The sequence below is a fragment of the Pleomorphovibrio marinus genome (assembly GCF_003347495.1).
GTDB classification, from domain to species: Bacteria; Bacteroidota; Bacteroidia; order Cytophagales; family Cyclobacteriaceae; genus Pleomorphovibrio; species Pleomorphovibrio marinus.
Window position 1 is genome coordinate 193,869 of the sequence record NZ_QCXY01000010.1, and the last position, 24,659, is coordinate 218,527.

Consider the following 24,659-nt stretch of genomic DNA (forward strand, 5'->3'; position numbering starts at 1 on the left):
TCACCATACTGACCACCACGCCTTCTGGACTTCGGAATAAGGATTCGCTTTCCTCAATGCAGGTTGTTTAATATGGCCAGAGGGAAATAAGGAGTCATTGTTGAGAAAGGGAACGAAATAATTTTTCAAGACAGCATCCACCGATAATTTCCCCATTGCATAATTCCTGGCATTTTTTGAAATCTGGGATACACCCCCATCCACAGTATCAAAAATACCCTGATCCAAGGCCAATTGATTATCTGGCTCTATCAAAATCCCGATTTTATGCTGTGAAATTATTTTGTGTAAATCCGATTCAGGGTGAGCTGTGACCAGAGAAATGCCTCCTACTGCCAAAATAGTGGCCAATTTGGAAGGCATTACTAAATCAGAGGCACAGGATCTTTGAAGGACAAGGTGAAGATCAGCCATGTTCAAAAAATCATTGAAAACAGAAAGGGGCTGTAAGGAAAGGAAATGTACATTACTCAATTTTTGTTTTTTCCTTATTTCCTTGAGCTTGTCCAAGGATGGACCAGTGCCGCAAATTACAAATTGAATAAATTCCAATTGTCTCATTCTATTTGCAGACTCCAAAATCATTTCAAGTCCCTGTTTTTCCCCAATGGAGCCAGAATATAATACGATTTTGTGATGGGACTGAAACCCAAATTTCGCCTTCAATGTATCTTTATCTGGCAAAGGTCGAAAGAAGTTCACATCTACCCAGTTAGGCAAAATATAAACATCATGATTAAACTTTTCCACAATTTTTTGTTTCATTCCATCCGATATAGTACTTAAACTATCCACATTTCTAAAAATATAGTTCTCAATATTAAACAGAGCAGAAAGTATACGCTTGGACTTGATCATAGACAAATCCCTGGCTGCCTCAATCTGTAGGTCCTGAATATGGTACTGTAAATGGCTCTTGTGAAACTTTTTAAATAATAACCCGAGCAATCCTATATGGAAAGCGGGTGCCACAGTCACTACATAATCAAATTTCTTGGTTAAGGATAGGTAAATGGAGAAATAAAAGGCAGAAACAAAAAAGGAACAATCCAATAGTATCCTTCTTAATGCAGTAGGTTTTTTTGGTACATATAATGGGCATCTATAAATCCTAATACTACCTCCAGATGGGTAGGTTTCCGTTTCTTTTTGGTACCAAAACTTCTGCCAATATTGTGGGGTTTGAACCTTCCACTGAGGGTAATAAGGAAACCCAGTCAATGCGTAACATGTGTGGCCTTCACTCGCAAGCCATTCCAGCATTTCCCCGCTATACTTACCGATACCAGTTATTTCGGGTTTAAAATTGTAGCCTATAAGTAAAATTTTCTTTTTCATTTTCATAAAGGATTAAAAGCATATTGAAAAACTAATTCACTCATAGTTATAGTTTTTCTTACCCCTACACCACTTCATAAAAATCCCATAAAAAACTTTAGACTACCGAATTAGACAATGGGATAAAAGTAAACAACTAAAACTAAAATTCAAAATTCAAATACTAATAAAAGCCGGTCAAATACATTTTTTTGCTTTTCGTAATTTACTGCTACTTTTTCTTATTAATTTCAAATATCAATTCTTACCCGAAAAATAATATAATTTTAAATACAAATTATATTATTTACGATTGACAAACAGGTTAGAGCGAATATAGGCCCTAGTATTTTTTTTAATATAATGACTTTTTAAAATAACATATATTTTGTCCACAATATTAAATTTATTACAAAAAAATGATTTAATTATCTTAATCAATTAAACCAAAATTCATTCATTTAAAATTTATTTTTTCCAGGTGAAATTTTGCGATAACAAAAATTGAACTGAAAGTAACAATTTAAATCTTCTATCTCAGTATGAAATAAAACAAAAATTAATAGTTTAATTGAATTAGACACCTGAAAAAAAAGGAAATAGACACTGTAAATCACTGGGTTATACATTCTTATTTGTTAAAATTTTCAGGTAATCTTAGTATTTCGAGAAATTTCCTGATCTAAAACGCAATTAATGGCCAATAGACATAGATTGTATTATTGAGTAAGCGCCTAATTCAATTGGAAAAAATGGAATTAAAAGCTTTCTGATTTACATCTTCCTTATAAAACGGATTTAGTTTAATGTTTAGTTTGGAAACCTTATAGAATAGGACATATTTTGTATAAATTCTTAACAGGTAACATTCAAACTTTGCTTTAACCTGTATTTTTGAAATTAATGTTTGTTTCTAATAGGGTTTGCTATTAAGTACAGGGTTTTCGCAGAATTTACTATTAGTACCAATATATTCAGGGTCAAACAAGAAAATTAAGCTTACTTTTTTACCTATTTTCTCTAGGTATTTTGTCATTTCCATTACTATAGAAACTCCGATACGATATGCTGCAAAAAAATAAGGTCCATGCGGAGTATTGATTAGAAGCTCTCTAACATAAGCTGATGCCAAGTGCTCAACTAACTTGGGAATAGATTCAATACAATCTCCTCCCGATGGTTGCTGAAAAACGTGGACGGCCTGATTTTTATCCAGCATCTTAGCGAGATTGTAAAAGGTAAAGGCTGATCCCCCAATTCCACAAACTATATAAAGGGGGGCTTTATTACCTTTTTTATTGGAATTAAGTAAGTTTGATTTTGAGCTAGGGTGTCAGCAGATGACATCCGGAGTTCCAATAGGTTGGAAATTAATGAAATAGTAGGATTAGCAAAAAAATCTTTTATTTCCAAATTCACTTTAAGCTTCCTATATATTTGGGATATCATGTTCATGGCAAACAATGAATTGCCACCCAATTCAAAAAATTATCATTGACTCCAACTTGCTGAAAACTAAGAATTCTTTTCCAAATCTGTGCAAGCAATAATTCTGTATTAGTTAAAGGAGCGACAAAGTTTCCCATAACAATTGCCACCAAATTAAGTTCGGTAAGTGCTTTTTTATCTATCTTACCGCTTGGATTGAAAGGAATTTGATCTAATTCTACCCACAACAAGGGTTCCATGTTTTTCGGCAGACGCTCCTTGAGCCAGCTGATAACAGCATTTTTATCAAATGACCCTATGGCTATTACCTATCCTACAAAAAATTTGTTGACTTCTAGATCTGCTTTAGCCAAAACAACCCCCTGACTGAATGATTTGCTTTGTCTTAACACATTTTCTATTTCTCCAAGTTCTATCCGGTATCCCCTAATTTTTACCTGGTCATCAAGCCGACCGAGAAACTCAACATTACCATCTGGAAGCCACCTTACCAAATCTACACTACGGTACATCCGGTAGCCAGTTTCTTTACTAAATAGATCCGGTAAAAACCTATCTTCCGTTAGCTCAGCATTATTGAGGTAGCCCCAAACCACCTGGATTCCTCCAATATATAATTCATTAGCTACAAATCGTGGAACCAGCCTTCTTTCTTTATCTAGAACGTAAAGAGGGGTATTTGAATTTGGTTTACCTATTGGTAAAATTGAGTTATGAAAAGAAGTATAAAAAGCAAATTCAGTTGCGGTGATTGTCGCCTCAGTTGGACCATACTTATTGAAAAACTGAACAAATGGTTCCCATTCTTTTGCTAATTGGACCGGACAACCTTCCCCTCCAGCAATGACCCTTTTCAGATGTCCGTAATGACCTGGAGAAAGCAATTTCAGGCAAGAAGGAGTCGAATGGATATAAGTTACTATCTGCCTTGAAATAATGGTTTAGATTTTTTCAATGTTATATAATAGTTCCTGTGGAAACATTACCAAAAGAGCACCATTTCACAGAGTCAGGAATATTTGTTCAACCTAAGCATCAAAAACATAATTTGCAGTCAATAATGCCCTTTCATTTCTTCCGAATGAAAATTCTATGGTTTGATGACTCAAATAATTCACTAGATTTTTATGCTCCACCTGCACACCTTTTGGTTTTCCAGGAGAGCCTGAGGTATAAATAACATAAGCTAGGCTATGTGACTGTAAACTTATGGTAAATTTAATAGATGGTTCTTTTCCAATGTTATCTCAATCATTATCAAGTTGGATAAGTTCTATCTCCTTATGATCAGAAAATAAACTCCTATACATGCCGTAACTAATCACTACATGCGGGTTGGTGTGCTTCAGGATGATCCGTATTCCTTTTTGCGGGTATTAGGGATCAATTGGTACATAAGCACCGCTGGCTTTTTGAATAGCCAGCAAACCAAGGATCATATCTAGAAAACGATCTATACAGATCGGAACTATTGTTTCTTGACTTACCCCTTTTTTACTTAGATAATGTCCCAGTTGGTATGCCCTTTCATTCAATTGAGAGTAAGTTAACCTGTCTTCCTCGTAGACAAATGCTATTGAATTTGGTTGTTTAATAACCTGATCCTCAAAAAGGTCAATTTAGGTTTTATTTTTTGGAAAATCAACCACTAATAATCCCTCCATCTTTTCTTTATAAATATTAATGGGTTTCCTTTATAAATACCATTAGACTCTACACTTTTATTAACTACAGAACCAGCCGTTATTACTGTGTCAATACCAATAGTCACACCCGGACCAATAAAGCAACCAGCTCCCAACCAACAGCCATCTTGCAAAATAAGGGGGGCATTGCGATATGGCATAGATGGAAACCGATAATCATGATTTCCCCCACAAAGAAAGGCTCTTTGTGAGATGCAAACATTATTACCAATTAGAATTTTTTCAAAATTTAGAATCAGAACTTCCTCTCCTATCCAAACATCATTTCCAATCTCAAGCTTCCAAGGAAAAAGAAAACTCACCCGAGGCTTTATAACAACCCCCGACCCTACTTTTGCCCCAAACAACTTTAAAAAAAACACTTTTATACCACTGGAAAAAGGGAAAGACGTCATGAAAAAGAACATTTTAACTAAATACCAAAGTATTTCCTTTTGTTTACTAGCACCCCTTTCAAGACCAACAGACGCATCGAACTCATTTAGCTTTACTTTTGATTCCATACCTTTTTCTTAAGAGTTTACAACATTGGTCTTAAATACAATTGCTCCCAAGGGCAATCGTTGCTAACCAATATTTCTTAAAAGGTTTTTTGATGCTGAGACTACAGAAAAATTTTTGCGGAAACAAGAAAGGGCTAGTTGTCCTATCTGTAGTTTCTCCACTTCCTTCAAACTCCACCACCTCACCAGTTCATTACGGAAATCCTCTGTTGTATCCCGGGCAATTAAACCGGCACCATCGTCCGCAATTTCCCGCCAAATATTTACTTGGTCAGAAATAAGAACAGGTTTTGCACATGCCATTGCTTCAACAATAGCAATACCAAAGTTTTCCTGATGGCTTGGTAATACAAATGCTTCACAGCCATAAAAAGCTCCCCATTTAGCATCTCCTGTAAGCATTCCGGGAAAGAAAATACATTTTTTGAGTAATTCATCTCCATAGATGCGTTTCTGAATTTTACGGCCATAGGGTGATTCTATTCCTGGGCCTGCAATAATAAGAATTGGAAGGTTGTCGTTTTCTGTTTCTGAAGTCCCATCTATTCCTCCTGCTGTCAATGTGCCCTTCTCTAATTCTTTAAAATGTAAAATTTCTGAAAAAGCCTCTACTAAAATATCAACCCCTTTCTTCTCATGAATTCTACTTAAAAATAGGATGTAAGGGCGATTCTGTAATTCAGGGCATTTCTCTAAAAAGGCCTGTTTCATGGTGGGCAGGAATACCGGCGGTTCATTCACCCCTAATCCGACGACAACCTCCTGACAGGGACGGTAGGGGCTAAATGAATGACGGGCAAGCTGAAGTTCTTCTTTACAGGTAAAAAGCAATCCTGCAGCATCATTCACCATATGCTTCTCAATTAGCTTCCAATAAAACCAATTTCGAATAGCCTTCAGTTTTCTTCCTCTAGCTTGCTGAAAATATGGGTCAAGCATACCATGTGGCATGATAAAAATTTTAGGCAACTTCCTAGAAGAGCAATCTTTAAAAGCCATAGTATAAGCTTTTCTCACAGCATAGGCATGAAAAAGCCAAAGACCATGAACGATGACAGCGTCGAAACAAGCAAAATTATTAATAAGCCAAGGAACCAATTCTTTACTATAGCACCAAGGCCCTTTTCCTGGCCCCATTGAATGAAGAGTAAACGAATCACCATAAATTAATTCAGAGCCAGGCCCATCTAAACTAACAACTTCATTACTAACACCTAAATCTGTTAATCCTGCAATTATATTCCGCACTGCTTGACATACACCACCCATTACGGGATCCATTTGTGGGATGACATGTAATAAACGCATACTAAAATTTTTGGAAGATTTTTTGTCTCAATCAGGTATAAAGAACTCCGAGTTTTAAATATTTCGGCCATTTTTAGGCCTGCATTCATTACCTTTTCTGTTCAAATAGACAGAACAACAGGATAATTTTTTCGGTTTTTTTTTATAAATATTCATTAAAATAATATTCTTAAACAGATCACTATAATTTACCAACTACACTACCCTAAAAATCATTAAGGTATTTTTGCAGAATACTGGACAATTTTTTGGCATATTTGGGTTCAAACATATTGGAATGTTCACCATCAACAGTATAAATTGAAATATTGGGAAAATATTCTTTCCATTTATTTCTCCAATATATATCGTGAAATTGTTTTTTATAATAAATACCCTGATTCTTGTCCACGAATGAATAAAAATATTCCGGAAAGAAAGCAATTGTCTTACCTTCATATGCTGTCAAAATATGTTTTTTTGCAGCATATCTATATTTGGAAGAAATGGAATTAAATGCCTTCAGATTATCATCTTCTTTATAAAACGGATTTAGTTTTGTGTTTAGTCTAGAAAACTTATAGAATAGGGCAGCTTTTGTGTGATTTCTTAACAGATACCATTCAAAATCTGCTTTTGCCTGTATTTTTGAAATTAATATTTGTTTCCAAGAGGGTCGGCTATTTAGTTCATGATTTTCGCAAAATTTACTATTGCTACCAATATATTCAGGGTCAAACAAGACAATTAAGCTTACCTCTTTACCTATTTTCTCCAGCTGTTTTGTCATTTCCACCACTATAGAAACCCCTACACAATGTGCTGCCAATATAAATGGTCCCTGCGGAGTATTGATTAGAAGCTCTCTAACATAAGCTGTGGCCAATTCCTCAACAGTCTTGGGAATAATTTCAATATAATCTTCTCCTGATGGTTGCTGAAAAACGTGGACGGCCTGATTTTCATCTAGCATCTTAGCGAGATTGTAAAAAGTAAAGGCGGATCCCCCAATTCCACAAACTATATAAATGGGGGCTATATTACCTTTTTTTATTGGAATTAGGTAAGTTTGACTTTGAGTTGGGGCCTCAACAGATGACTTCCGGTGTTCCAAAAGGTGTGAAAGTAATGAAATCGTAGGATTTGAAAAAAAATCTTTTATTTCCAAATTCACTTTCATCTTTTTATATATTTGGGATATCAAGTGCATAGCAAACAATGAATTGCCACCCAATTCAAAAAAATTATCATTAACACCAATTTGCTGCAAACTAAGAATTCTCTTCCAAATCTGTGAAAGTAATAATTCTGTTTTTGTTGAAGGTGCGACAAAAATTTCCTTAACAATGGTCTCCAAATTAGGTTCGGGAAGTGCTTTTTTATCTATCTTACCGCTATGATTCAAAGGAAATTGATCTAAAACCACCCATAGCATTGGAACCATGTAATTCGGAAGACGTTCTTTGAGCCAGCTGATAATAGCATTTTTATCAAATGACGCTGGAGCTATTATATATCCTACCAAAAAGTTGTTACCTTCTTGATCTGCTTTAGCCAAAACAACAACCTGACTAATTAATTTGCTTTGCCTTATCACATTTTCTATTTCTCCAAGTTCTATCCGAAACCCCCTGATTTTAACCTGATCATCAAGCCGACCAAGAAACTCAACATTACCATCTGGAAGCCACCTTACCAAATCTCCACTGCGATACATCCGATTGCCTGCATCTTTGCTGAATGGATCTGGTAAAAACCTTTCTTTCGTCAGTTCAGCATTATTATGGTATCCCCTTGCCACTTGGACTCCTCCAATATATAATTCTCCAGCCACAAACTGGGGGACTAGCCTTCTTTCAATATCTAAAATGTAAAGTGGGGTATTTGATATTGGTTTACCTATTGGTAATACTGAGCTATAAAAAGGAGAGAAATATGCAAATTCAGTTGACGTGATTGTCACCTCAGTTGGTCCATACTTATTGTAAAACTGAACAAATGGTTCCCATTCCTTTGCTAATTGAACTGAACAAATTTCTCCCCCGGCAATAACCCTTTTCAGATGTCCGTAATGACCTGGAGTAAGCAATTTCAGGTATGAAGGAGTGCAATGGATATGGGTTACTTTCTGCTTTTTAATAATGGTTTGTATTTTTTCAATGTTATAAAACTGTTCTGGTGGAAACATCAACAAAATTGCACCATTACAAAGCGGCAGGTATATTTGTTCCACGGAAGCATCAAAAACATAGTTTGCAATTTGCAATACCCTTTCACTATTTCCGAATGAAAATTCCTTGGTTTGATGACTCAATAAATTCACTACACCCATATGCTCTACCTGAACTCCTTTTGGTTTTCCAGTAGAACCTGAAGTATATATAATATATGCTAAGTTGGTTGGCTGAAGGTTTATAACTGTTTTATTTGATGATTCTTTCGATATTTGATCCCATTCATTATCAAGCAACACCAGTTCTATCTCCTTACGATCTATAAATAAACTCTTATACTTGTTGGAACTAATCACCACTTGGGGCTTTGTTTCCTCCAAGATGATCTCGACTCTTTCCTGCGGGTAGGAAGGATCAATTGGTAAATAAGCACCACCGGCTTTCTGAATACCTAGCAATCCAACGATCATATCCAGAGAACGATCTATACAGATCGGAACTATCGTTTCTAGCGTAATACCTTTTTTATTTAGAAAATGTGCCAACTGATTTGCCCTATCATTCAATTGAGCGTAAGTTAAATTGTTGTCCTCATAGATCAATGCTATTGAATTTGGTTGTTTAATAACTTGATCCTCAAAAAGGTCTATCAAGGTTTTATTTTTTGGGAAGTCAACCACCTTGGCATTGAAGGCTTCAAGCAAAATCTCTTTTTCGTGTAATGTCACAATATTTAGTTGTGACAATTTCAGGTTAGGCTGTTTGATTATTTGGTGTAATACATTATTAAAGTGATCAATGATTTTCAATATAATATTTTCCACAATTATCCCATCCAAATAGCCGAATTGCAAAAATATCTCTTCATCCTGCTGTAAGTTGACATTGATTATTATCGAGAATTTTTCAAATAGATCTATTTGATCATCTTTCACAAATCTCTCTGGTTTTGATGAAATTAGGTTATTTTTAAAATTCAACAATGTATCGAATAGATTGTCCTTTATACCTAGCCAATTTTGAATAGAACTTATTTTTGTGTCTGCATATGCTAAAGATTGGTTTTTATTTTTTTGAAGATTTTTTAGCCATTCACTTACAAGCTGATCACTATCAAGGGAAGCATATACTGGGAGGGTAATATTTTCTTCATTAGTTTCCTTTCTAAAGCCAGAACTTATTTGGGCTTCTGAAACTCCAAATACAACATATTGTTTTCTTGTATAAATGGAAAGCATAAATGCCCAGACTCCCATTAAAATTGAATTAACCTCCAGATTGTGCAAATGTGCATATTTTTGAAGGTCTTTTGAATTAGATATTTTTATTTGTAAATCCCTAATAGTACTATCATTTCTTCCTTTTGTAGTTGCAGTATTTTTAGCAACAAATGGAAGTAGGAATGGTTCTTCAATACCAAAAAGATAAGATTTCCAGAATTTCTCGGATTTAATTTCAATCATCTTTGATATTCTATAACTATTAATTTAAAAAAAAATATGTCCTGCGACAATTTTTTAATTTAGAGGATTTATTCATATATGTTGTCAATTACATTAAGATGTTGATGTGCCTTAATAGACAAAACCATCTTGACGATTGAAATATTTAGCATTTGAAGAAATTTCACTGATTTCTTTTGCCGGAACACCCCCATATAAAGTCCACTCATTTTTAAAGGATTTGTTGAGAAGTGATTTGGCTCCGAGTATTGAGCGTGCTGGAAGATTAGCTCCCCCTAGTACCACTACATTGGTTCCTACGAATGTGTATTCGCCAATATAAATCGGTACGCTATCTTGGCAACTCTCCACTACATCAATGGAATGGGTAAGAAATTGGGAATTATAACCAGCAATGGTAGCAAACCGGCCAATCTCAATAAGATTTGTACAATCTAAATGGTGATTTTTGGTTATAGCTGCTGATTCACCCATTCGCAATTCTGCTTTACGCCCACATTGATGTTTGAAATGCAAAGAGGATACATTGGTAGGAAATCCAGTAATCCAATTTCCTCGACCAATATTTGCTTTTTTTTCCATAACTATTTTATCAAGATTGATAGCTATAGTAAAATGATCAATTTTTGTACCTGCAGCCATTATCAATTTATTTGGATAGATCCAAGCTAGACCAATATGAGCAGTTTTGTGAATCTTGTAACCGAAAGCGTTTTCTAATACCCATCTTTTTATAACCCAAGGCAATAAAAAAGTGATTATTTTTAGAAACATGATACTTATTCTGAAATAGTGGTTAATTCATGAAGGTTAAGATATTGATTTATAGTTTTTGTTAAATTAAATCGCTTAGAATTTTGAAATCCTTTTTTTATAAGATTTGAGCGTAGTTTAATGTCCCTGAGTGAAATAAATAAATTTGCAAATGATTGGGGGTCATTGACATCTGCATAAAGAGCCCCTCCTCCACTCACCTCGAGCATAGGTTCCATATTACTGGTAATTACAGGTGCTCCACATGACTGGGCCTCAATTATTGGCCATCCAAACCCTTCAGAAAAAGAGGGGAAAACAAAAGCTTCACACGTACTATAAAGAGCGACTAAGGTTTCATGATTTGGGTTGACTATGGAAATTATTCTGTTACTTAAACAAAATGTCTCAACAAGTGCTAAGAAATCATCATCTAATGCTTCCCCGGCAAAGCAAAGATGTCCACCCCATTGTTCACCAAGACTTATAGCCATTTGAAGTAACATCTTACGGTTTTTTCGAGGAAGACCAGACCCTACGTGAAGAAGAAAAGGGATATCTTGAAGGTTTAACTTTCTAACTATTTGGTCTCTATACGGAGATTTCATGGGTTGGAAATCTGCGTTAAACGCATTATGAATAACTACCCATCGTTGGTGCTTAAGTTTTTGGTGGGGAGCTATTTCTTGCAACTGATATAGCGTATGATTAGAAACTGCTGCTAACTTTCGGCTTTTGTTTAAATTTTGAAGAATCCACTTCTGATAAATTTTTCCTAGAGTTGAGGCGGGACAATATGCATCCTTAAAGCCAAAAGCACCTCGAATAGCCAAAACATCATGGCAAGTTATACTAGTTAAATCTTTTGGGAGATGTTTTAAATAGGGTGCATTTGAATGATCACAAATATGAAATCTAAAATCTGGACCATCGTTAATCATTTCTCGTTTTAAAAATTTCAAAATTATGGGAAAAATTATCCACTTGTCAATATAACCTAGCCATTTCCCCAAACCTGTATTTGTAGATTTTGCAAGTCTGCCGAAAATAATTGGAGGCTCCCATATTTCTGAAAGAATCCCCGCATTAAAAAATCCTTGTTTTAGCATTTTTGAAAAACGCAACATGCTTTCTTGCTTATCTGGTCGATAATTTCCAATTAATATTATGCGCATAATTTTGTAAATGTTTGACTAGGATTGGCGAACTACTCATTGCTTTCTAAAGGAAGCTATAATTAATCCCCCAATTAAGGTAGAGAATCCAAGTACAGTGGGTTGGCCCCATTGGCCTTGGACTATAAGTAAACTACCAAAGCTCAGGAGAAGCCATGGCATGAAATCACCTTTAACCATGTATTGGTAACCTAATAGCAACATCTTTGTAACTAGTCCAATACGGATTAAAATCACTAAAATACCCATAATTATTCCCAGCTCTCCAATCAATCTGCCCCATTCTCCTTCTGCAATCAGAAAAGTACGATTCCCAGTCAAGAGCGTACTTCCCACATTTGTACCCATTCCCAATCCATATCCTAAAAATGGTAGGTCATTAGATTCTGTAATGCTTTCAAACAGCCCTCCTAAAAATCTATCTAAAATAGTACCTTTTACCCCCCCTTCATAATCAGATGCTGCATCGAAACGGGATGTAAACACATCAGAGGCAGTTTGAAATAAGCTAATCTGACTTAAAACAAATAATAACAAAAGACCTACTAGCCCAATTACTATTAAATGACCTAATAGCTTGGGTTTCTTACTTATAATTATGAGAGCAAAAATAAATGATACACCTATTTGAAAAAGTAGACCCCGGCTTAACGAAAGAGGAACAGCAAATAACAAAGCTAATGTGGCCGATAACAGCAACAATCTATTAATGCTTTGGAGATTTAACCAATAGTAAATAATATAACTTGAAGCTAAACTGAAGAATAGAGTAGTGCCAGTTGTAAAAGAAAAAGTCCCTGGGGGCCTAAAATATCCTAGAGCCCCATCAAAACCAGCCCCCGCCATGTCGCCTCCAATACCTCGATTTACCCATGCTTCTTGCGGACTATAAAATTGTATGGCAATTAGGAGAGTCATAGGGACAGTCATCAAAATAACTACCTTCCCAATTTTCAATACATCACCAAGATCAAAAATACTTCCAATAACAAACATCAAAGGGAAATGAAGTAGCAGAATACGTGCTCCAAAAATCGCCACCATTAAACTGCCATGTCCAGCAAATGTAGCAGTATATATTCCTAATATTGCAATTAATACCATTCCTGACTGGTATATATTTCCCGGAAGTAAGTTTTGTTTCCAGGCCATAAAAACTAGCCATAAAGCGATTGGATCTCTAATTACCAATAAAGGGGTTGCTAATCCTGGCAAAAACCACTTCCTTAGAGCACCTTCAAATATTATTAAGAAAAAATATGCCCAAATGACTAGCTTAAGCCTTTGGTTTGGATCTTCTGCCAAATGGCTAAAACTTTCCGACTGTGCGCTAGAAATGGTCGGATCATGCATCCTTAGTGAATCCCTAAATTTTTTTAATTTTAAATATGTTTGGAAACTGATTCTGCAAGCTCTCGACCAAATACTTCCCAAGGGCGATGGCGGGCAGTTTCCATAGCAGCTTTACCTGCCTCACCAATAATTTGAGGACGATACAAAAGATTCTCTAAAGCCTCCTGAAGCGAAGAGGTAGATCCTGCTTCTACTAACCAGCCATTTTTACCGTGTTCTATGAGATCCGGACCTGCAGTACGTTCAGTGGTGATTACAGGTGTACCTTGTGACATAGCTTCTGTAATAACTAAGCCAAAGCCTTCGAAAAGTGATGGAAATACCAAAACATCATTAGCCTGCATCAGTTTTAGTATTTCAGCATGTGACAAAGTTGGAATCCAACGGTGTTTTGCCAAAGCGGCGTCTAAAGCAGGACAAGCTTCACAAATTTTTTGACCTACTACTGTTAGATCTACGTAGTGAGTTAATGATGAAACAGCACTAAAAAGATTGGCAATTCCTTTGCGTTGGGAAAGACCTCCAACAAAAAGTAGCTTTAAGCGCCGACTCAATGAATTAGTCGCTGGTTTAAAACTGTCTGTAACTGTAGGGAATCCATAGGGGATGATTTCTATTGGGCATAAACTTCCGGGGTAATCCTTAAGAGTATTTGCAGTAAATTGGCTAGCTACATATATTCGATCAGCTAATCGAAGCTCTTCGTCCTTGCTAGCAAGTTTAGCCTCCGAATCAGCAAATCCAATGAGGGTGGAAGACCAATCGGGCCATAATTCCCGCTCCTTATCCAAAAGCCTCCGTGCCGTTCGCCAATAACCAATTGGAAGGTCATAAAAACAACTTAGACCCAATCTTTTGGCTTCTTTAAAAGATGCATTTGCACCATCTTCGTAGGCATAAACAGCTGTAGCACCTAGGCGGTTAGCTAACTTAAGGGCTTTAGCAACTTTAATATCTGAAAATTTATAAACCCCGTCGACAGAAAAAATACCGGTTTCATGACGAATTAAGTCGTGAAGGCCAACTTTTTTGGCTAAATGCCTACCAAATTCATGCCATGGCCAGGTTCGAGTATAAGGTTTAAGAATCGGATCGAAACTTCGCCTTTTTAATTCCCCAAAAGGGCCAATTCGGCTAATTCTATCTAGTAAACTCCCGGGAAAAATAGCCAACGAGGTATGGAACTCCGATAAAACATTTGATTTATGAAATCCAAGTGCCGCTGCACGATTAAATTCATTACTTGTTGGATGGGTGAGGAGAATTTTCATTTTAAAAATTATATGGAGGTTTCAAACGCTAAATTCTTTTCATTTCCAAGCTGAACTTGCATATAGTTTACAATAATTTTATTTAGACAAATAAATTTTATTTTAGGTTAATTTAATTTCTCAATAATGGAAAGATAGCGTTTAGATATTTCTCCCAAATAATGAGATTTTAAATGAGAATGCATCTCTTTATAACATTTTTCTCTTAATCTAGGCTCTTTTACAACTCGTTCCATACACCTTGTGAGGTCATTTACATCGCCCCTTCGAAAAACTATCCCAGCATTACCGACAGCTTCAGGCAAACCACCACCATCTGATACAATTGGTAAACAGCCACAAGCCATTCCTTCTAAAGCAACAATTCCGAATGGTTCTTCCCATAGCGAAGGCACAACTAAATATCGGTGTTGGTTTAAACATTGTACTAACTCTTTACCTTGAAGTGCACCTTTAAAAATAACAATATCTTCTAAACATAAGCTTTTCACCATTCTGTGAAGATCTTTCCTCTCAGGTCCATCTCCTACTATAGTTAAATTGAGATTGAGATCATTAGAATCAGCTATGTCGCCTTTATGTAATAAGTTATAAAATGCCTGAATTGCAAGTTCAGCCCCCTTGTCTGAGACTAAACGCCCCAAAAATATAAAATCAGCATTACGTTCGACTCCATGAAGCTCTTTAAACATTTCGTCTTGATATGAATTTCCAATTACTATTGAATCTGGCCAGCAGCGTTCCTTGATAGCATTACTGCAGGCAACTACTTGCCCTGCTTTACTCAACCATTTTAGTTTCATTCTGTCTTGCCATCCCAATGACCCATCCGCCCTATTTATCCAAGTATGTAAGGCGATTAAAGAGGCTTTTCTTAAAAATATTCTCGGCCAGGCAAGACGTAAACAAATATTGTTTTCAAATATTACATCTGCCCAAGAATGCTCATAAAGAAGACGTATAATTGATGGGTTTCTAACTACAACATAAGAAAAATCTTTATTGGAATGATCTGATGACCAGGTAACCACATGAATTTCATGACCCGATTTTGAAAATGCTCCTGCTAGCATTAAACTTATTGATTCTATGCCTCCTATATCTGGATAAAATTTGTGTGATAAGATTAATATCTTTAATGCCATTTGATAATTACAAGGAAATTTTACGACCTATTATTAATTAAACTTTAATCATTTAAGTGACTCAGTAAACTTTCTTGACACACCTCTTATACATGGAGTATTATTGTTTTTTTTTTCACCATTCGGAGGAATTAAATGTAGCTGTCCGACCTTATATTCATATACATCAATTGAAAGTTGAATTTTTCCAATTTTTCTTACTTCCCAAGAACTTGAAACGCAGATTATGGGCAAACCATGTGTTAGCATTGCAGCAATGGTACCACTCTTTTCTATTAACGCAAATGGAGTAGTTGTAATCCCCATAGTTGAATTATCTAATACTTTAGAGATATGCTCAGGGGATTGCTCACCTAATAATCTCACTTCAATGCCGACTGATCTAAAGGACGAAGTCCATTTTTTTCGTAAATCACCAGATCGACCGATAATGGTAAGTTGAACTTCAATTTCTTTTTGTTTCCATGTACGAAAAATTTCAGAAGCAAATTCCTCAACTGGTGCTCCAGGGTGAATAGAACCAAACAACACTAATGAGATCTTATTTTTGTTGGAAATAATTTTTCGATTTTTCCCCTTTTTGTTTAGGTTATAACATGCATTTTTAATATTTGAAAATATAACTAGTTTATGCGCTACAAATCCTAAATTTCCTAATTGGATTCTATAAACTTCAGTATTAGTATGAATTACATCCGGATTTAAATTTATTAATAGCTTTTTTATTAAAATTTTCTGCAGATTACCCCACAAAAAAAAAAGTGTTGAAGATTCGGTATTCATTCCTACCCATAGCTCATGAAACATTATGTGCCATTTTCGGTTTTTTCCGATTTTTTTTAAATTATGGCTTAAGCTAAAAAAAAGTCCTTTTTTACTGAATGAATAAGGTACAAATTGGAGGCTGAGGAATTCAGGATTATAATTATCAATCCAATTTTTAGATAAAGTATAGCGCTCTTTCGAAGAAAATGTTCCTGGAATTCGAAGGACAGGGATTAAGAAACCTTCTGAATTTTGAAATTCCTCTTTGACTTCGGTAATATACCAATCAAATAAAGCTATACCAGAAATATCATGGGATTGTCTCATTAATTCCCCAGCTAAACACCGGACGTAATCACCTACACCATCACAGCCTTGTTCTAAAGACCCACACAAAAACAGTATTTTCATTCTTTTATTTTATCAATTTTTGTGGTCTTTTTCGAAAATATTTTTTGTCATGGAAAAATTTGAATAGACAACCCTTCTTATAAATAATCTAGATACAATATGAAGCCTTATTTTCTTAATAAAACAATTTTGGAAATGATGAATGTAAACTAAATAAGAGTTTATATATATTTATCTAAATAAATATTAAGCAAAAATTTAAGCAACATTTTTCTATATAATATCGCCAGCCTTTCATTCTAAATTTGAATAGTTCTCTGAAATCAGAAAATAAAATATGAATAAAAATTTTACTTCTAGTCCACCTGAAACTTAAGCTGCTAGTCGATTTATATTTCCTTGCAAAATAGACATGAGATTTTAAATGCTTATTAAAAGTATCAAAAGGTTTGGCTTTTCTCCAAGGGTGTATCACAATGGCCTCAGGAACAAAATGGGTAGATGTATGTTTTAGGACTCTAGTGTAAAAGTCCACATCTTCCATTGCTGCAAATGGAAAGGAATCATCAAAACCATTTAACTTTAGAAATAAATCTCTCTTAATCGCAAAATTACAAGACCATAATTTGTTTCCTACTAAATTTAAAGGGGCCTGTTCATCAAAGCGATTTTGTGGTCTGTCCGCAATTGTACGTCCTTCCAAAACATATAAATAATGATTAGAATAAATTTGTTTTTGATAACTTTTTAACCATTCTTTTTCAGGCAAACAATCATCATCTGTAAATACCAACCACTCTCCGCAAGAACAGTTGGCACCATTGTTCCTGTTAGCTGCGGGGCCTTTTTTGGGACCTTCGATCCATTTTACCCATGGGTAATCATCCATAATCATGGCTTCTGCTGTACTTTCTATACCATCATCGCTAACTATTACCTCATAATTATTGAATGGCAAAGATTGGTTTCCAGGAGCTAGCTTGTTTAGGCATAAAGCCAATAAATCATTCCTGTGACAAGTAGGTATTATTACACTCAGCATATTGATAATTTTAAATTTTAGCTAAGAATATCTCTCGATCCAAAAAATAATCTCTTCCACAACCCAAGATAACGTCGATCATAAAGACTATGAACAGGGCTCAATACCAATAGTCTAAGAAGCTTTTTAACAGAAATCAAATACTCATTATATTCTCGGATATGTCGAAATTGATTTTCAAAAGCTACAAGTCGCTCCAAATTAAATTTTTGTAAAATACCAAGTCGATTCTTGTAAATTTCCACCAGCATAATTGCTTCTTCATACATCTTTATCTTCTGAGTAGAAGTTTTTGTGAATTCATTGATTCTGAAGAAATAGGATGGTTGAGTATATACTTGACAAATTGGTTTTTGTAAGGCGCATCTTACATAATAATCAAGATCCATACAATAATGAAGATCTTCTTTAAAATATTCTACTTTCCTAACCAAGTCTCTATGCATCAATACAGATTGTGAAGGAATAATATAATCCACACTATAAAAAAACTTAAGTAAGTTATGGGCCTTCAAAGTTGAAATTTTCCTGCTTTTAAATAATGTTGCATTTTTTATTTCGGGACCTACCAAGCCGACATTGCTATAGATAAAATCAATTTGTTTTTTGCTTTCTATTAATTGTTTAGCAATCGCATTAAGGTAGCCGGGCAGGTAACAATCATCTGAATTGAGAAAAGCAATATATTCACCACTTGCAATATCCATCCCTTTATTAATTGCATGACTTTGGCCTCGGTCTTGTTCACTTACCCAATAAGTAATAGAATTGCTATATTTTTTAATTATATCAATCGAATTATCCTTGCTTTTTCCATCGATTATTATTAATTCCAAGGATGAATAGTTTTGATTTAAGACAGATAATATGGTTTCTTCTAAATATCCACCCTGATTATAGGATGGAATTATTACAGAAATCATGGGGTATTTTATCATTATTATTTAACAATGTTTTTTCGACTAACGAGGATTAAAAAGATAATTACCTCATGGCAAAATGAAAAATGTTGATTTATAAATTTTTTGATCATAAAGTTTTACTAATGTTTTTTATTTGGATAGAAATTTTATCCACATTCAAATTCAGACCTGAAATAAAATAAATCCATCTCTTATCTCTCTGTATATCCTTTCCCTTTTTATTAAAATTTGACAAAATAATTAACTTAAAAATAGCACTACAAAAAAAATATATCTTCTGTGAAATATGGATTTTACGTATAAAAATTAATTCGGAGTATTTATCTAGGATATTTTTTGAAGAAGTTAGACTCTTGAGAAGATTATCCCTATAATTTTCAGTTAATCTGTATTGTGGGATAAAATGCGTAAATTTTAATTCATCGCAATAATGTAATTCTTTATTCAAAAGTAAAATTCGTTTACAGATTTCAGAATCTCCTCCTGATGATAAGGAACCTCCAATTCTATCGGTTAGTAACGGAGGGCATTTAGAAAAAGCTATTTCATATAAGCTTTTTCTAAAGACTATGCCCGCTCCCCATAAGTACCCTCTATCGGAGACGTCCCCACTTATATTACCTTGTTTTCCAATTGCATAATTATCCTTATACTTCTCAAACCAACTGGGAAAAGGGCCATCCGATGAAGCAATACTTTGTCCCCCCACAGCGCCAATGATTGTCTTATTTTTCAATATTGTAAAAGCATTTTTGATATAGTTTTTATCCAACCAATTATCATCATCACATAAAATTATAAATTCAAATTTTGCTTCATTAATACCTTTATTTCTAGCATAACTTAATCCAGGGCTATCTTCTTTTACAATTTTAAATGGCACATTCGAGATATTATTATTACTCCATTCTTTTTTTGCCACCTCCTCAGTATTATCTGAAGAACAGTTATTTACGATGATCACCTCCCAAATAATTTCTTTTGAAACTACCTGTAGACCAATATGCTTTAAGGTTTCCTTAATCCGTGATGAACTGTTATAGCAGCAAATTATTACTGAAATACCGTTGATCAACTGGCTATTTTTTTAGTCTTGAAAAAAATAAAAAAAACATGGCACTTAATAATTTCCTTAAGGATTCTAAATGAAGAAGGAAAATCATAGCATAATTTCAATGCCTTGAAAAGGATGCGGGTTGAGGATTGATAATCACCATAGTCGTTTTTCATTCTATAATATGCAAACAAAGAATATTGGATAAAATGCTCTTTAGCTTTCTTAACAATCTGTCTTCGTTCTTTACCATATATCGGAAGATACCTTAAATAAATCTTCATACACTCCAAAACATCATCTACAAACCGCCCCGTTCTGTGTGAAGAGCCAGAATTGGAAGTTTCCCTTAATCTATACGAAGCCAATATTTGGGGTTCATAGTGAAATTTATACCCGTGGCTAGCTATCCTAATCCACATTTCCCAATCTTCACACCCTTTTAAAGTAAAATTGAAACCACCAATTTTCTCGTAAATTTCCCTTTTAACGATTATTGATGGAGTTTGAATTACCTGCTTGGATGCGATTGTGCTTAAAAATTCAGGCAATACTCCTTGTTGGCTAGCAAGTTGCTTCGAACGGAATAACAACTTGCTATTCTCATCAACAAATTCATGCCGACAAAATACAGCGCCAATAGAATCGTCATGAAGTAATGGTTTTCCCAATTTTTCATAAAAGCCGGGGTGTACGAAATCATCTCCATGCAGTAAATGAATAATCTTTCCTTTGGCTAAATTTAAGCATGTTTCGAAGTTTTTCAATTGTCCCACATTTTGTTCTTGTCTGAAAAACTTAATTATTCCATTTCCTAAACCACTTATGACGTCAAGGGGATTGTCGTGAGTAGAATGGTCATCTACTACCCAGATTTCCATCTTTTCTGGCCCTTGGTATTGATTGATGACGCTTTCTAAAGTTTCTTTTAAAAAGTAAGCGCAATTATATGTTGGAATCATTACAGACCAAATAGGTCTAAACCCTAGATTTGGATTAACTGATTTAACTTCAATATTACTCATGATTTTATGACAATAAAAATTTTTAGAAGTCTTTACAGCGTTTAAATTGGTAGCGACTTAAATAGAAATGAAAGTCATTTAATGGTTTTTATTAGATACAAAACCTTTATTCTTCTTAATATAATCTAAAAATTTTTCTTTTTATTGTTTTTAGATTTAATCGCATTAACCTATCTTTTAAATGGTTTACTCTTGGAATTATTTTAAATTTGTATAGGTTATAAAGGTTAAGATCTTTTGGTATATACAATCTATATGGGGTTTTCCATATATAATAGTAATATAGCCACTTGAAAGGATGGGAATTCTTAAAATGCCAAGGTTTAGGGAAATTTGTAAAATGTATAATTATATAATCCTTTATATCAATTTTTTTGTTTGAAAATTCTAAGCCTATAGCATTGAATTTTTCATCTATTTCTAACCAATAATTCTCGAGTACAATATTCATGACATCCTGATCATGTAGGTAAAGTTTTTCTTTAAACTCATTGGCTACAAAAATAAATTTATTAATTATGTTATTTTCTCTCCACTGTTTTAAATCAATGTAAAGAACACCTGCATTAAAATATTGCGCTCCACACAGACCTAAGTCCTTTAATCTTTCTTTATTTTGATCAAACAGGTTACTTATAGCATATAAAAAATACTCCTTCCTAATATTAGATTTTTGATGCAAAATTTTAGGTAAATTATTTGCTACATCAGGTTGGAAATTCAAACTTAAAAAATATTTGATGCATCCGTTAACTATAACATCCGAGTCTAAAAACAAAACTCGTTCAACATCCCTAGGCAAGAGTTCCGTTAAAAATATTCTGTAATAAGAAGCATGGGTTATGTGGCCATCAATTTTAAAATTTTTTACTAAAGAGGTGTCAAAAAATATATTTATAATTTTAATGTTATATTTTTTATTAATAAACTTTATAGTCTGGTTAAGACTAAAATTATTTTCAATATCGTTTATTAAGAATATTTTGTTTATGATTTTTAAGTTATTTTCTAATAAAGACGTTACGGCTACACAAAAATGTTGAATATAAAATTGATCAATTGCAAAAACTACATTAAGCTTTTTTTCAGATATCATATCATCATGCAACAGAATTTGAATAATAATTAATTTATTGTTTTAATTACTTTAGCTGGGTTACCAACAGCTAGTGTATATGGTGGTACATTTTTTGTTACGACACTTCCTGCTCCAATAATTGCACCCCTTCCTATTTTTACACCTTTTAAGATTATACAGTTAAAGTTTATCCATACTTCATCTTCGATAATTATATGTTTGCCAAGTATATTTCCTCTTTGCTTTAAATTCTCATAACCTTCAATTAAAATTTTTCTTAATGATGTTTTTCTCTCCATACTATTTAATTCATGGGCATTGTTATCAATAATACTGACGTTATATGAAATTTGAACATCATTACCTATACTGATTTGGGTATCTGATTGTACCCGTGTATTATGCCCTATATAACAAAAATCTCCAATTATAATTTTTCCACCATATGGGTTAATAATTAGTTCACCATTTATCACAGTATTCTTTCCTATAATTATAGCCTTGGGATCATTGGCAAAATTGGTGATTATTCCTGCCCAGCCAAAAGATACCGAGGAATCATAAATAGCTCTATTTTTATATTCTTGCTCTCTTGTTAACTTTTTCTTGAAAAACCTACTAAATAATCTCATAACCGTTTCGAATTATTTCCCAATTACTATCCGCTAAATATGTACATTCTTCCTTCCGCCATGGCCATTCTCTGTTTTTATTGAACATGACTATTTCAAGAGGGCAAACATCTTGTAGAATTTCATATGTTTCACCTCCAGGGGGGCCAGAAATGTACAAATCTAAAGTATAATCCCCCATATATAACTGACACTTTGGTAGAGTACATTTTATTTTGTAATTCCCCGATTTATCAAAAAATGGTTGGTCATTGTTACTTGTCCAGACATGTACAATTACCTTATCATTTGAATCCTTGATTTGTAAAGATAACCAAGCTGATTTAATCTCTACAGGTATAGAAACTTCAATTTTGATGATGAGATCTTCACCATTTACATGGACATTATTAGGCAAACTGGTACTTAAATCAATTTTAGTTATTTTGGGTTTCTTGATACTAGATTCTGATCGGTATGTCAGATTTTTGTTTTTTTCTAAGTCATTATATGCGTTTATTATACTATCTGTCTCATCATATTTAATAAGTTTGCCTGACTTAAGTAATAAACAATTTCTAGTTAATGTTTTTATTGCTTGCATATTGTGACTAACAAACAATATTGTACGACCTTCTAATTTGCTAATATCACCCATTTTACCCAAACACTTCTTCTGAAATTCAGCATCGCCCACTGCCAATACCTCGTCAACTATTAAAATTTCTGATTCTAAATGGGCTGCTACTGCAAATGCTAGGCGCACATACATGCCTGAAGAATAGCGTTTGACTGGTGTGTCAATATATCGCTCTACACCAGCGAAATCTACTATCTCATCAAATTTTCGGGTTATCTCCTTCTTCCTCATCCCCAAAATAGCCCCATTCAAATAAATATTTTCCCTACCGGTTAACTCAGGATGAAATCCTGTACCCACCTCAAGTAAGCTCGCAATCCGTCCTTTCACATTTATCTCACCCTTAGTAGGAGAAGTAACCCGGCTTAACAATTTAAGCAGGGTACTTTTTCCAGCTCCATTTCGCCCAATAATTCCAACTGTATCTCCTTGGTTGATTTCGAAGTTTAAGTCCTTTAAACTCCAAACTATATTGGACCTTCCTTTCTTTTCCCGGTCATTTGTTTCGCCTACTTGTAAGAATGGATCTTCTTTACCTCTTAACTTAGCAATCCATCTCTCCAGATCACGGCTTAAAGTGCCTGTTCCTAATTCCCCTAATTGATATGCTTTTGAAAGATTTTCTACCTTAATGACTAATGACATTGCTGAATTAATTTTATGGGAAATTTGAAGGAAGGACTCTTAGACTGTGTCCACAAAGTCCTTTTCTACTTTATTGAAAATAATTATTCCTGCCAATAAAAGCATTATTGTTACCAAGGCTGAATATCCAAGATATATCCAACTAAAACTACCTTGGCCTAAAAATCCAAACCGGAAAGTTTCTATCAATGGTGTCATGGGATTCAATGCAATAATGTAATAATATTTGGGGCTGGCTGCTGATAGAGGATATATAACAGTTGTTGCATACATAAGTAATTGTACTCCGAAGGTAAGTAAAAATGCTAAGTCGCGATATTTTGTGGTCATAGCAGAAATTGTCAATCCGGTTCCCAGTCCCAAAAAAGCCATTAGCAAAACCACTATCGGAAACAGGGAAATTCCCCAGGTCGGCTGAAAATGAGTATTATTCAATCCGTAATACGCCATTACCAGAATAAATAACAAAAACTGGACTCCAAATCGGACTAAATTACTGAATACAATGCTCAAAGGCATTATAAGCCGAGGAAAATAGACTTTACCAAATATATTTGCATTATCCTTAAATACCGTGGATGTTTTGGTAAGGCAATCAGCGAAATAATTCCAAGCGGTAATACCGGCTAAATAAAAGAGAGGTTGGGGTAAACCATCTGTTGATAATCCTCCCATTTGACCAAAAATGATGGTAAACATGATGGTTGTCAAAATGGGTTGGATAAAAAACCAGAGGGGTCCTAAAATTGTTTGTTTATAAAAAGATACAAAATCTCTTCGTACCAGTAGCCACAAAAGGTCACGGTAGGCCCACACATCATTAAAACGTAGTTCAAGAAGATTTTTGTGGGGTTTAATTATTAAATCCCATCTTTGATCTTTTACAAGGTTAGGATTTTCTTGAATTATTAGGGTATCCATATATTGTC

At 34.3% G+C, this 24,659-nt stretch carries 22 protein-coding genes and 1 pseudogene; all 23 read right to left on the reverse strand.

What is annotated here, in order from left to right:
* The 23 genes and pseudogenes from DB520_RS21110 to DB520_RS21225 all read right to left on the reverse strand — a co-directional run bounded on the left by DB520_RS21110 (nt 1) and on the right by DB520_RS21225 (nt 24,651).
* Nucleotides 1-1,338, reverse strand: coding sequence for a WcaI family glycosyltransferase (locus DB520_RS21110; RefSeq protein ID WP_114751840.1), 1,338 nt, complete (start codon nt 1,336-1,338; stop codon nt 1-3).
* 892 nt (nt 1,339-2,230) lie between these two features.
* A complete protein-coding gene (locus tag DB520_RS21115; protein WP_114751756.1) occupies nt 2,231-2,587 on the reverse strand; it encodes a thioesterase domain-containing protein in 357 nt (118 codons plus the stop codon).
* Nucleotides 2,584-2,772: a hypothetical protein gene (locus DB520_RS27705; RefSeq protein WP_114751757.1), complete on the reverse strand. Its 189-nt coding sequence runs from the start codon at nt 2,770-2,772 to the stop codon at nt 2,584-2,586. The genes DB520_RS21115 and DB520_RS27705 overlap by 4 nt, the downstream gene beginning before the upstream one ends.
* Nucleotides 2,769-3,005 carry a hypothetical protein gene (locus DB520_RS21125; protein ID WP_114751758.1) on the reverse strand — a complete coding sequence of 79 codons (237 nt, stop codon included), beginning with the start codon at nt 3,003-3,005 and terminating at the stop codon, nt 2,769-2,771. Before DB520_RS21125 ends, DB520_RS27705 begins: the two co-directional genes overlap by 4 nt.
* A 69-nt stretch (nt 3,006-3,074) precedes the next feature.
* Nucleotides 3,075-4,007: pseudogene (locus DB520_RS21130) on the reverse strand (AMP-binding protein).
* 135 nt (nt 4,008-4,142) lie between these two features.
* The gene (locus tag DB520_RS27710) at nt 4,143-4,385 is read right to left on the reverse strand and encodes an AMP-binding protein (RefSeq protein WP_114751761.1); all 243 of its coding nucleotides are present in this window, start codon (nt 4,383-4,385) and stop codon (nt 4,143-4,145) included.
* Nucleotides 4,386-4,414: 29 nt separating this feature from the next.
* A complete protein-coding gene (locus tag DB520_RS21145; protein WP_114751762.1) occupies nt 4,415-4,975 on the reverse strand; it encodes a WcaF family extracellular polysaccharide biosynthesis acetyltransferase in 561 nt (186 codons plus the stop codon).
* Between the two features lie 63 nt (nt 4,976-5,038).
* Nucleotides 5,039-6,283: a glycosyltransferase gene (locus tag DB520_RS21150; protein ID WP_114751763.1), complete on the reverse strand. Its 1,245-nt coding sequence runs from the start codon at nt 6,281-6,283 to the stop codon at nt 5,039-5,041.
* Nucleotides 6,284-6,488: 205 nt separating this feature from the next.
* Nucleotides 6,489-9,899 carry a non-ribosomal peptide synthetase gene (locus DB520_RS21155; RefSeq protein ID WP_114751764.1) on the reverse strand — a complete coding sequence of 1,137 codons (3,411 nt, stop codon included), beginning with the start codon at nt 9,897-9,899 and terminating at the stop codon, nt 6,489-6,491.
* 111 nt (nt 9,900-10,010) lie between these two features.
* Entirely contained in the window at nt 10,011-10,673 is a 663-nt protein-coding gene (locus DB520_RS21160) for an acyltransferase (protein ID WP_114751765.1), read from the reverse strand.
* 5 nt (nt 10,674-10,678) lie between these two features.
* A complete protein-coding gene (locus DB520_RS21165; RefSeq protein WP_114751766.1) occupies nt 10,679-11,827 on the reverse strand; it encodes a glycosyltransferase family 4 protein in 1,149 nt (382 codons plus the stop codon).
* A 36-nt stretch (nt 11,828-11,863) separates the two neighbouring features.
* Nucleotides 11,864-13,180 (reverse strand): hypothetical protein, encoded by a 1,317-nt coding sequence (locus DB520_RS21170; protein ID WP_114751767.1) that lies wholly within the window; start codon nt 13,178-13,180, stop codon nt 11,864-11,866.
* Between the two features lie 29 nt (nt 13,181-13,209).
* Entirely contained in the window at nt 13,210-14,451 is a 1,242-nt protein-coding gene (locus tag DB520_RS21175) for a glycosyltransferase family 4 protein (protein WP_114751768.1), read from the reverse strand.
* Nucleotides 14,452-14,558: 107 nt separating this feature from the next.
* Nucleotides 14,559-15,596: a glycosyltransferase family 4 protein gene (locus tag DB520_RS21180; RefSeq protein WP_114751769.1), complete on the reverse strand. Its 1,038-nt coding sequence runs from the start codon at nt 15,594-15,596 to the stop codon at nt 14,559-14,561.
* Between the two features lie 48 nt (nt 15,597-15,644).
* On the reverse strand, nt 15,645-16,772 hold the full coding sequence (locus DB520_RS21185; RefSeq protein WP_114751770.1) for a glycosyltransferase family protein: 1,128 nt from the start codon (nt 16,770-16,772) through the stop codon (nt 15,645-15,647).
* A 175-nt stretch (nt 16,773-16,947) separates the two neighbouring features.
* Nucleotides 16,948-17,754, reverse strand: coding sequence for a glycosyltransferase family 2 protein (locus DB520_RS21190; RefSeq protein WP_114751771.1), 807 nt, complete (start codon nt 17,752-17,754; stop codon nt 16,948-16,950).
* Nucleotides 17,755-17,771: 17 nt separating this feature from the next.
* Nucleotides 17,772-18,692: a glycosyltransferase family 2 protein gene (locus DB520_RS21195; protein WP_114751772.1), complete on the reverse strand. Its 921-nt coding sequence runs from the start codon at nt 18,690-18,692 to the stop codon at nt 17,772-17,774.
* Nucleotides 18,693-18,783: 91 nt separating this feature from the next.
* Nucleotides 18,784-19,752 carry a glycosyltransferase gene (locus tag DB520_RS21200; protein WP_114751773.1) on the reverse strand — a complete coding sequence of 323 codons (969 nt, stop codon included), beginning with the start codon at nt 19,750-19,752 and terminating at the stop codon, nt 18,784-18,786.
* Nucleotides 19,749-20,756: a glycosyltransferase gene (locus DB520_RS21205; protein ID WP_114751774.1), complete on the reverse strand. Its 1,008-nt coding sequence runs from the start codon at nt 20,754-20,756 to the stop codon at nt 19,749-19,751. The genes DB520_RS21200 and DB520_RS21205 overlap by 4 nt, the downstream gene beginning before the upstream one ends.
* Before the next feature lie 115 nt (nt 20,757-20,871).
* Entirely contained in the window at nt 20,872-21,852 is a 981-nt protein-coding gene (locus DB520_RS21210; protein ID WP_114751775.1) for a glycosyltransferase family 8 protein, read from the reverse strand.
* Between the two features lie 29 nt (nt 21,853-21,881).
* Nucleotides 21,882-22,466, reverse strand: a complete 585-nt coding sequence (locus tag DB520_RS21215) for an acyltransferase (RefSeq protein WP_114751776.1) — start codon at nt 22,464-22,466, stop codon at nt 21,882-21,884.
* Complete coding sequence (locus tag DB520_RS21220; RefSeq protein ID WP_114751777.1) at nt 22,453-23,730, reverse strand: ABC transporter ATP-binding protein; 1,278 nt, start codon at nt 23,728-23,730, stop codon at nt 22,453-22,455. The genes DB520_RS21215 and DB520_RS21220 overlap by 14 nt, the downstream gene beginning before the upstream one ends.
* 39 nt (nt 23,731-23,769) lie before the next feature.
* Complete coding sequence (locus tag DB520_RS21225; RefSeq protein ID WP_114751778.1) at nt 23,770-24,651, reverse strand: ABC transporter permease; 882 nt, start codon at nt 24,649-24,651, stop codon at nt 23,770-23,772.
* Between the last annotated feature and the right edge of the window lie 8 nt (nt 24,652-24,659).

Bases quoted from the DNA above. Each gene is read 5' to 3' on its own strand.
- DB520_RS21215 (WP_114751776.1), bottom strand. From the start codon at position 22,466: ATGAGATTATTTAGTAGGTTTTTCAAGAAAAAGTTAACAAGAGAGCAA.
- DB520_RS21220 (WP_114751777.1), bottom strand. From the start codon at position 23,730: ATGTCATTAGTCATTAAGGTAGAAAATCTTTCAAAAGCATATCAATTA.
- DB520_RS21160 (WP_114751765.1), bottom strand. From the start codon at position 10,673: ATGTTTCTAAAAATAATCACTTTTTTATTGCCTTGGGTTATAAAAAGA.
- DB520_RS27705 (WP_114751757.1), bottom strand. From the start codon at position 2,772: ATGAACATGATATCCCAAATATATAGGAAGCTTAAAGTGAATTTGGAA.
- DB520_RS21110 (WP_114751840.1), bottom strand. From the start codon at position 1,338: ATGAAAAAGAAAATTTTACTTATAGGCTACAATTTTAAACCCGAAATA.
- DB520_RS21205 (WP_114751774.1), bottom strand. From the start codon at position 20,756: ATGAGTAATATTGAAGTTAAATCAGTTAATCCAAATCTAGGGTTTAGA.
- DB520_RS21155 (WP_114751764.1), bottom strand. From the start codon at position 9,899: ATGATTGAAATTAAATCCGAGAAATTCTGGAAATCTTATCTTTTTGGT.
- DB520_RS21175 (WP_114751768.1), bottom strand. From the start codon at position 14,451: ATGAAAATTCTCCTCACCCATCCAACAAGTAATGAATTTAATCGTGCA.
- DB520_RS21195 (WP_114751772.1), bottom strand. From the start codon at position 18,692: ATGATAAAATACCCCATGATTTCTGTAATAATTCCATCCTATAATCAG.
- DB520_RS21185 (WP_114751770.1), bottom strand. From the start codon at position 16,772: ATGAAAATACTGTTTTTGTGTGGGTCTTTAGAACAAGGCTGTGATGGT.
- DB520_RS21210 (WP_114751775.1), bottom strand. From the start codon at position 21,852: ATGATATCTGAAAAAAAGCTTAATGTAGTTTTTGCAATTGATCAATTT.
- DB520_RS21225 (WP_114751778.1), bottom strand. From the start codon at position 24,651: ATGGATACCCTAATAATTCAAGAAAATCCTAACCTTGTAAAAGATCAA.
- DB520_RS21125 (WP_114751758.1), bottom strand. From the start codon at position 3,005: ATGGAACCCTTGTTGTGGGTAGAATTAGATCAAATTCCTTTCAATCCA.
- DB520_RS21180 (WP_114751769.1), bottom strand. From the start codon at position 15,596: ATGGCATTAAAGATATTAATCTTATCACACAAATTTTATCCAGATATA.
- DB520_RS21150 (WP_114751763.1), bottom strand. From the start codon at position 6,283: ATGCGTTTATTACATGTCATCCCACAAATGGATCCCGTAATGGGTGGT.
- DB520_RS21165 (WP_114751766.1), bottom strand. From the start codon at position 11,827: ATGCGCATAATATTAATTGGAAATTATCGACCAGATAAGCAAGAAAGC.
- DB520_RS21170 (WP_114751767.1), bottom strand. From the start codon at position 13,180: ATGCATGATCCGACCATTTCTAGCGCACAGTCGGAAAGTTTTAGCCAT.
- DB520_RS21190 (WP_114751771.1), bottom strand. From the start codon at position 17,754: ATGCTGAGTGTAATAATACCTACTTGTCACAGGAATGATTTATTGGCT.
- DB520_RS21145 (WP_114751762.1), bottom strand. From the start codon at position 4,975: ATGGAATCAAAAGTAAAGCTAAATGAGTTCGATGCGTCTGTTGGTCTT.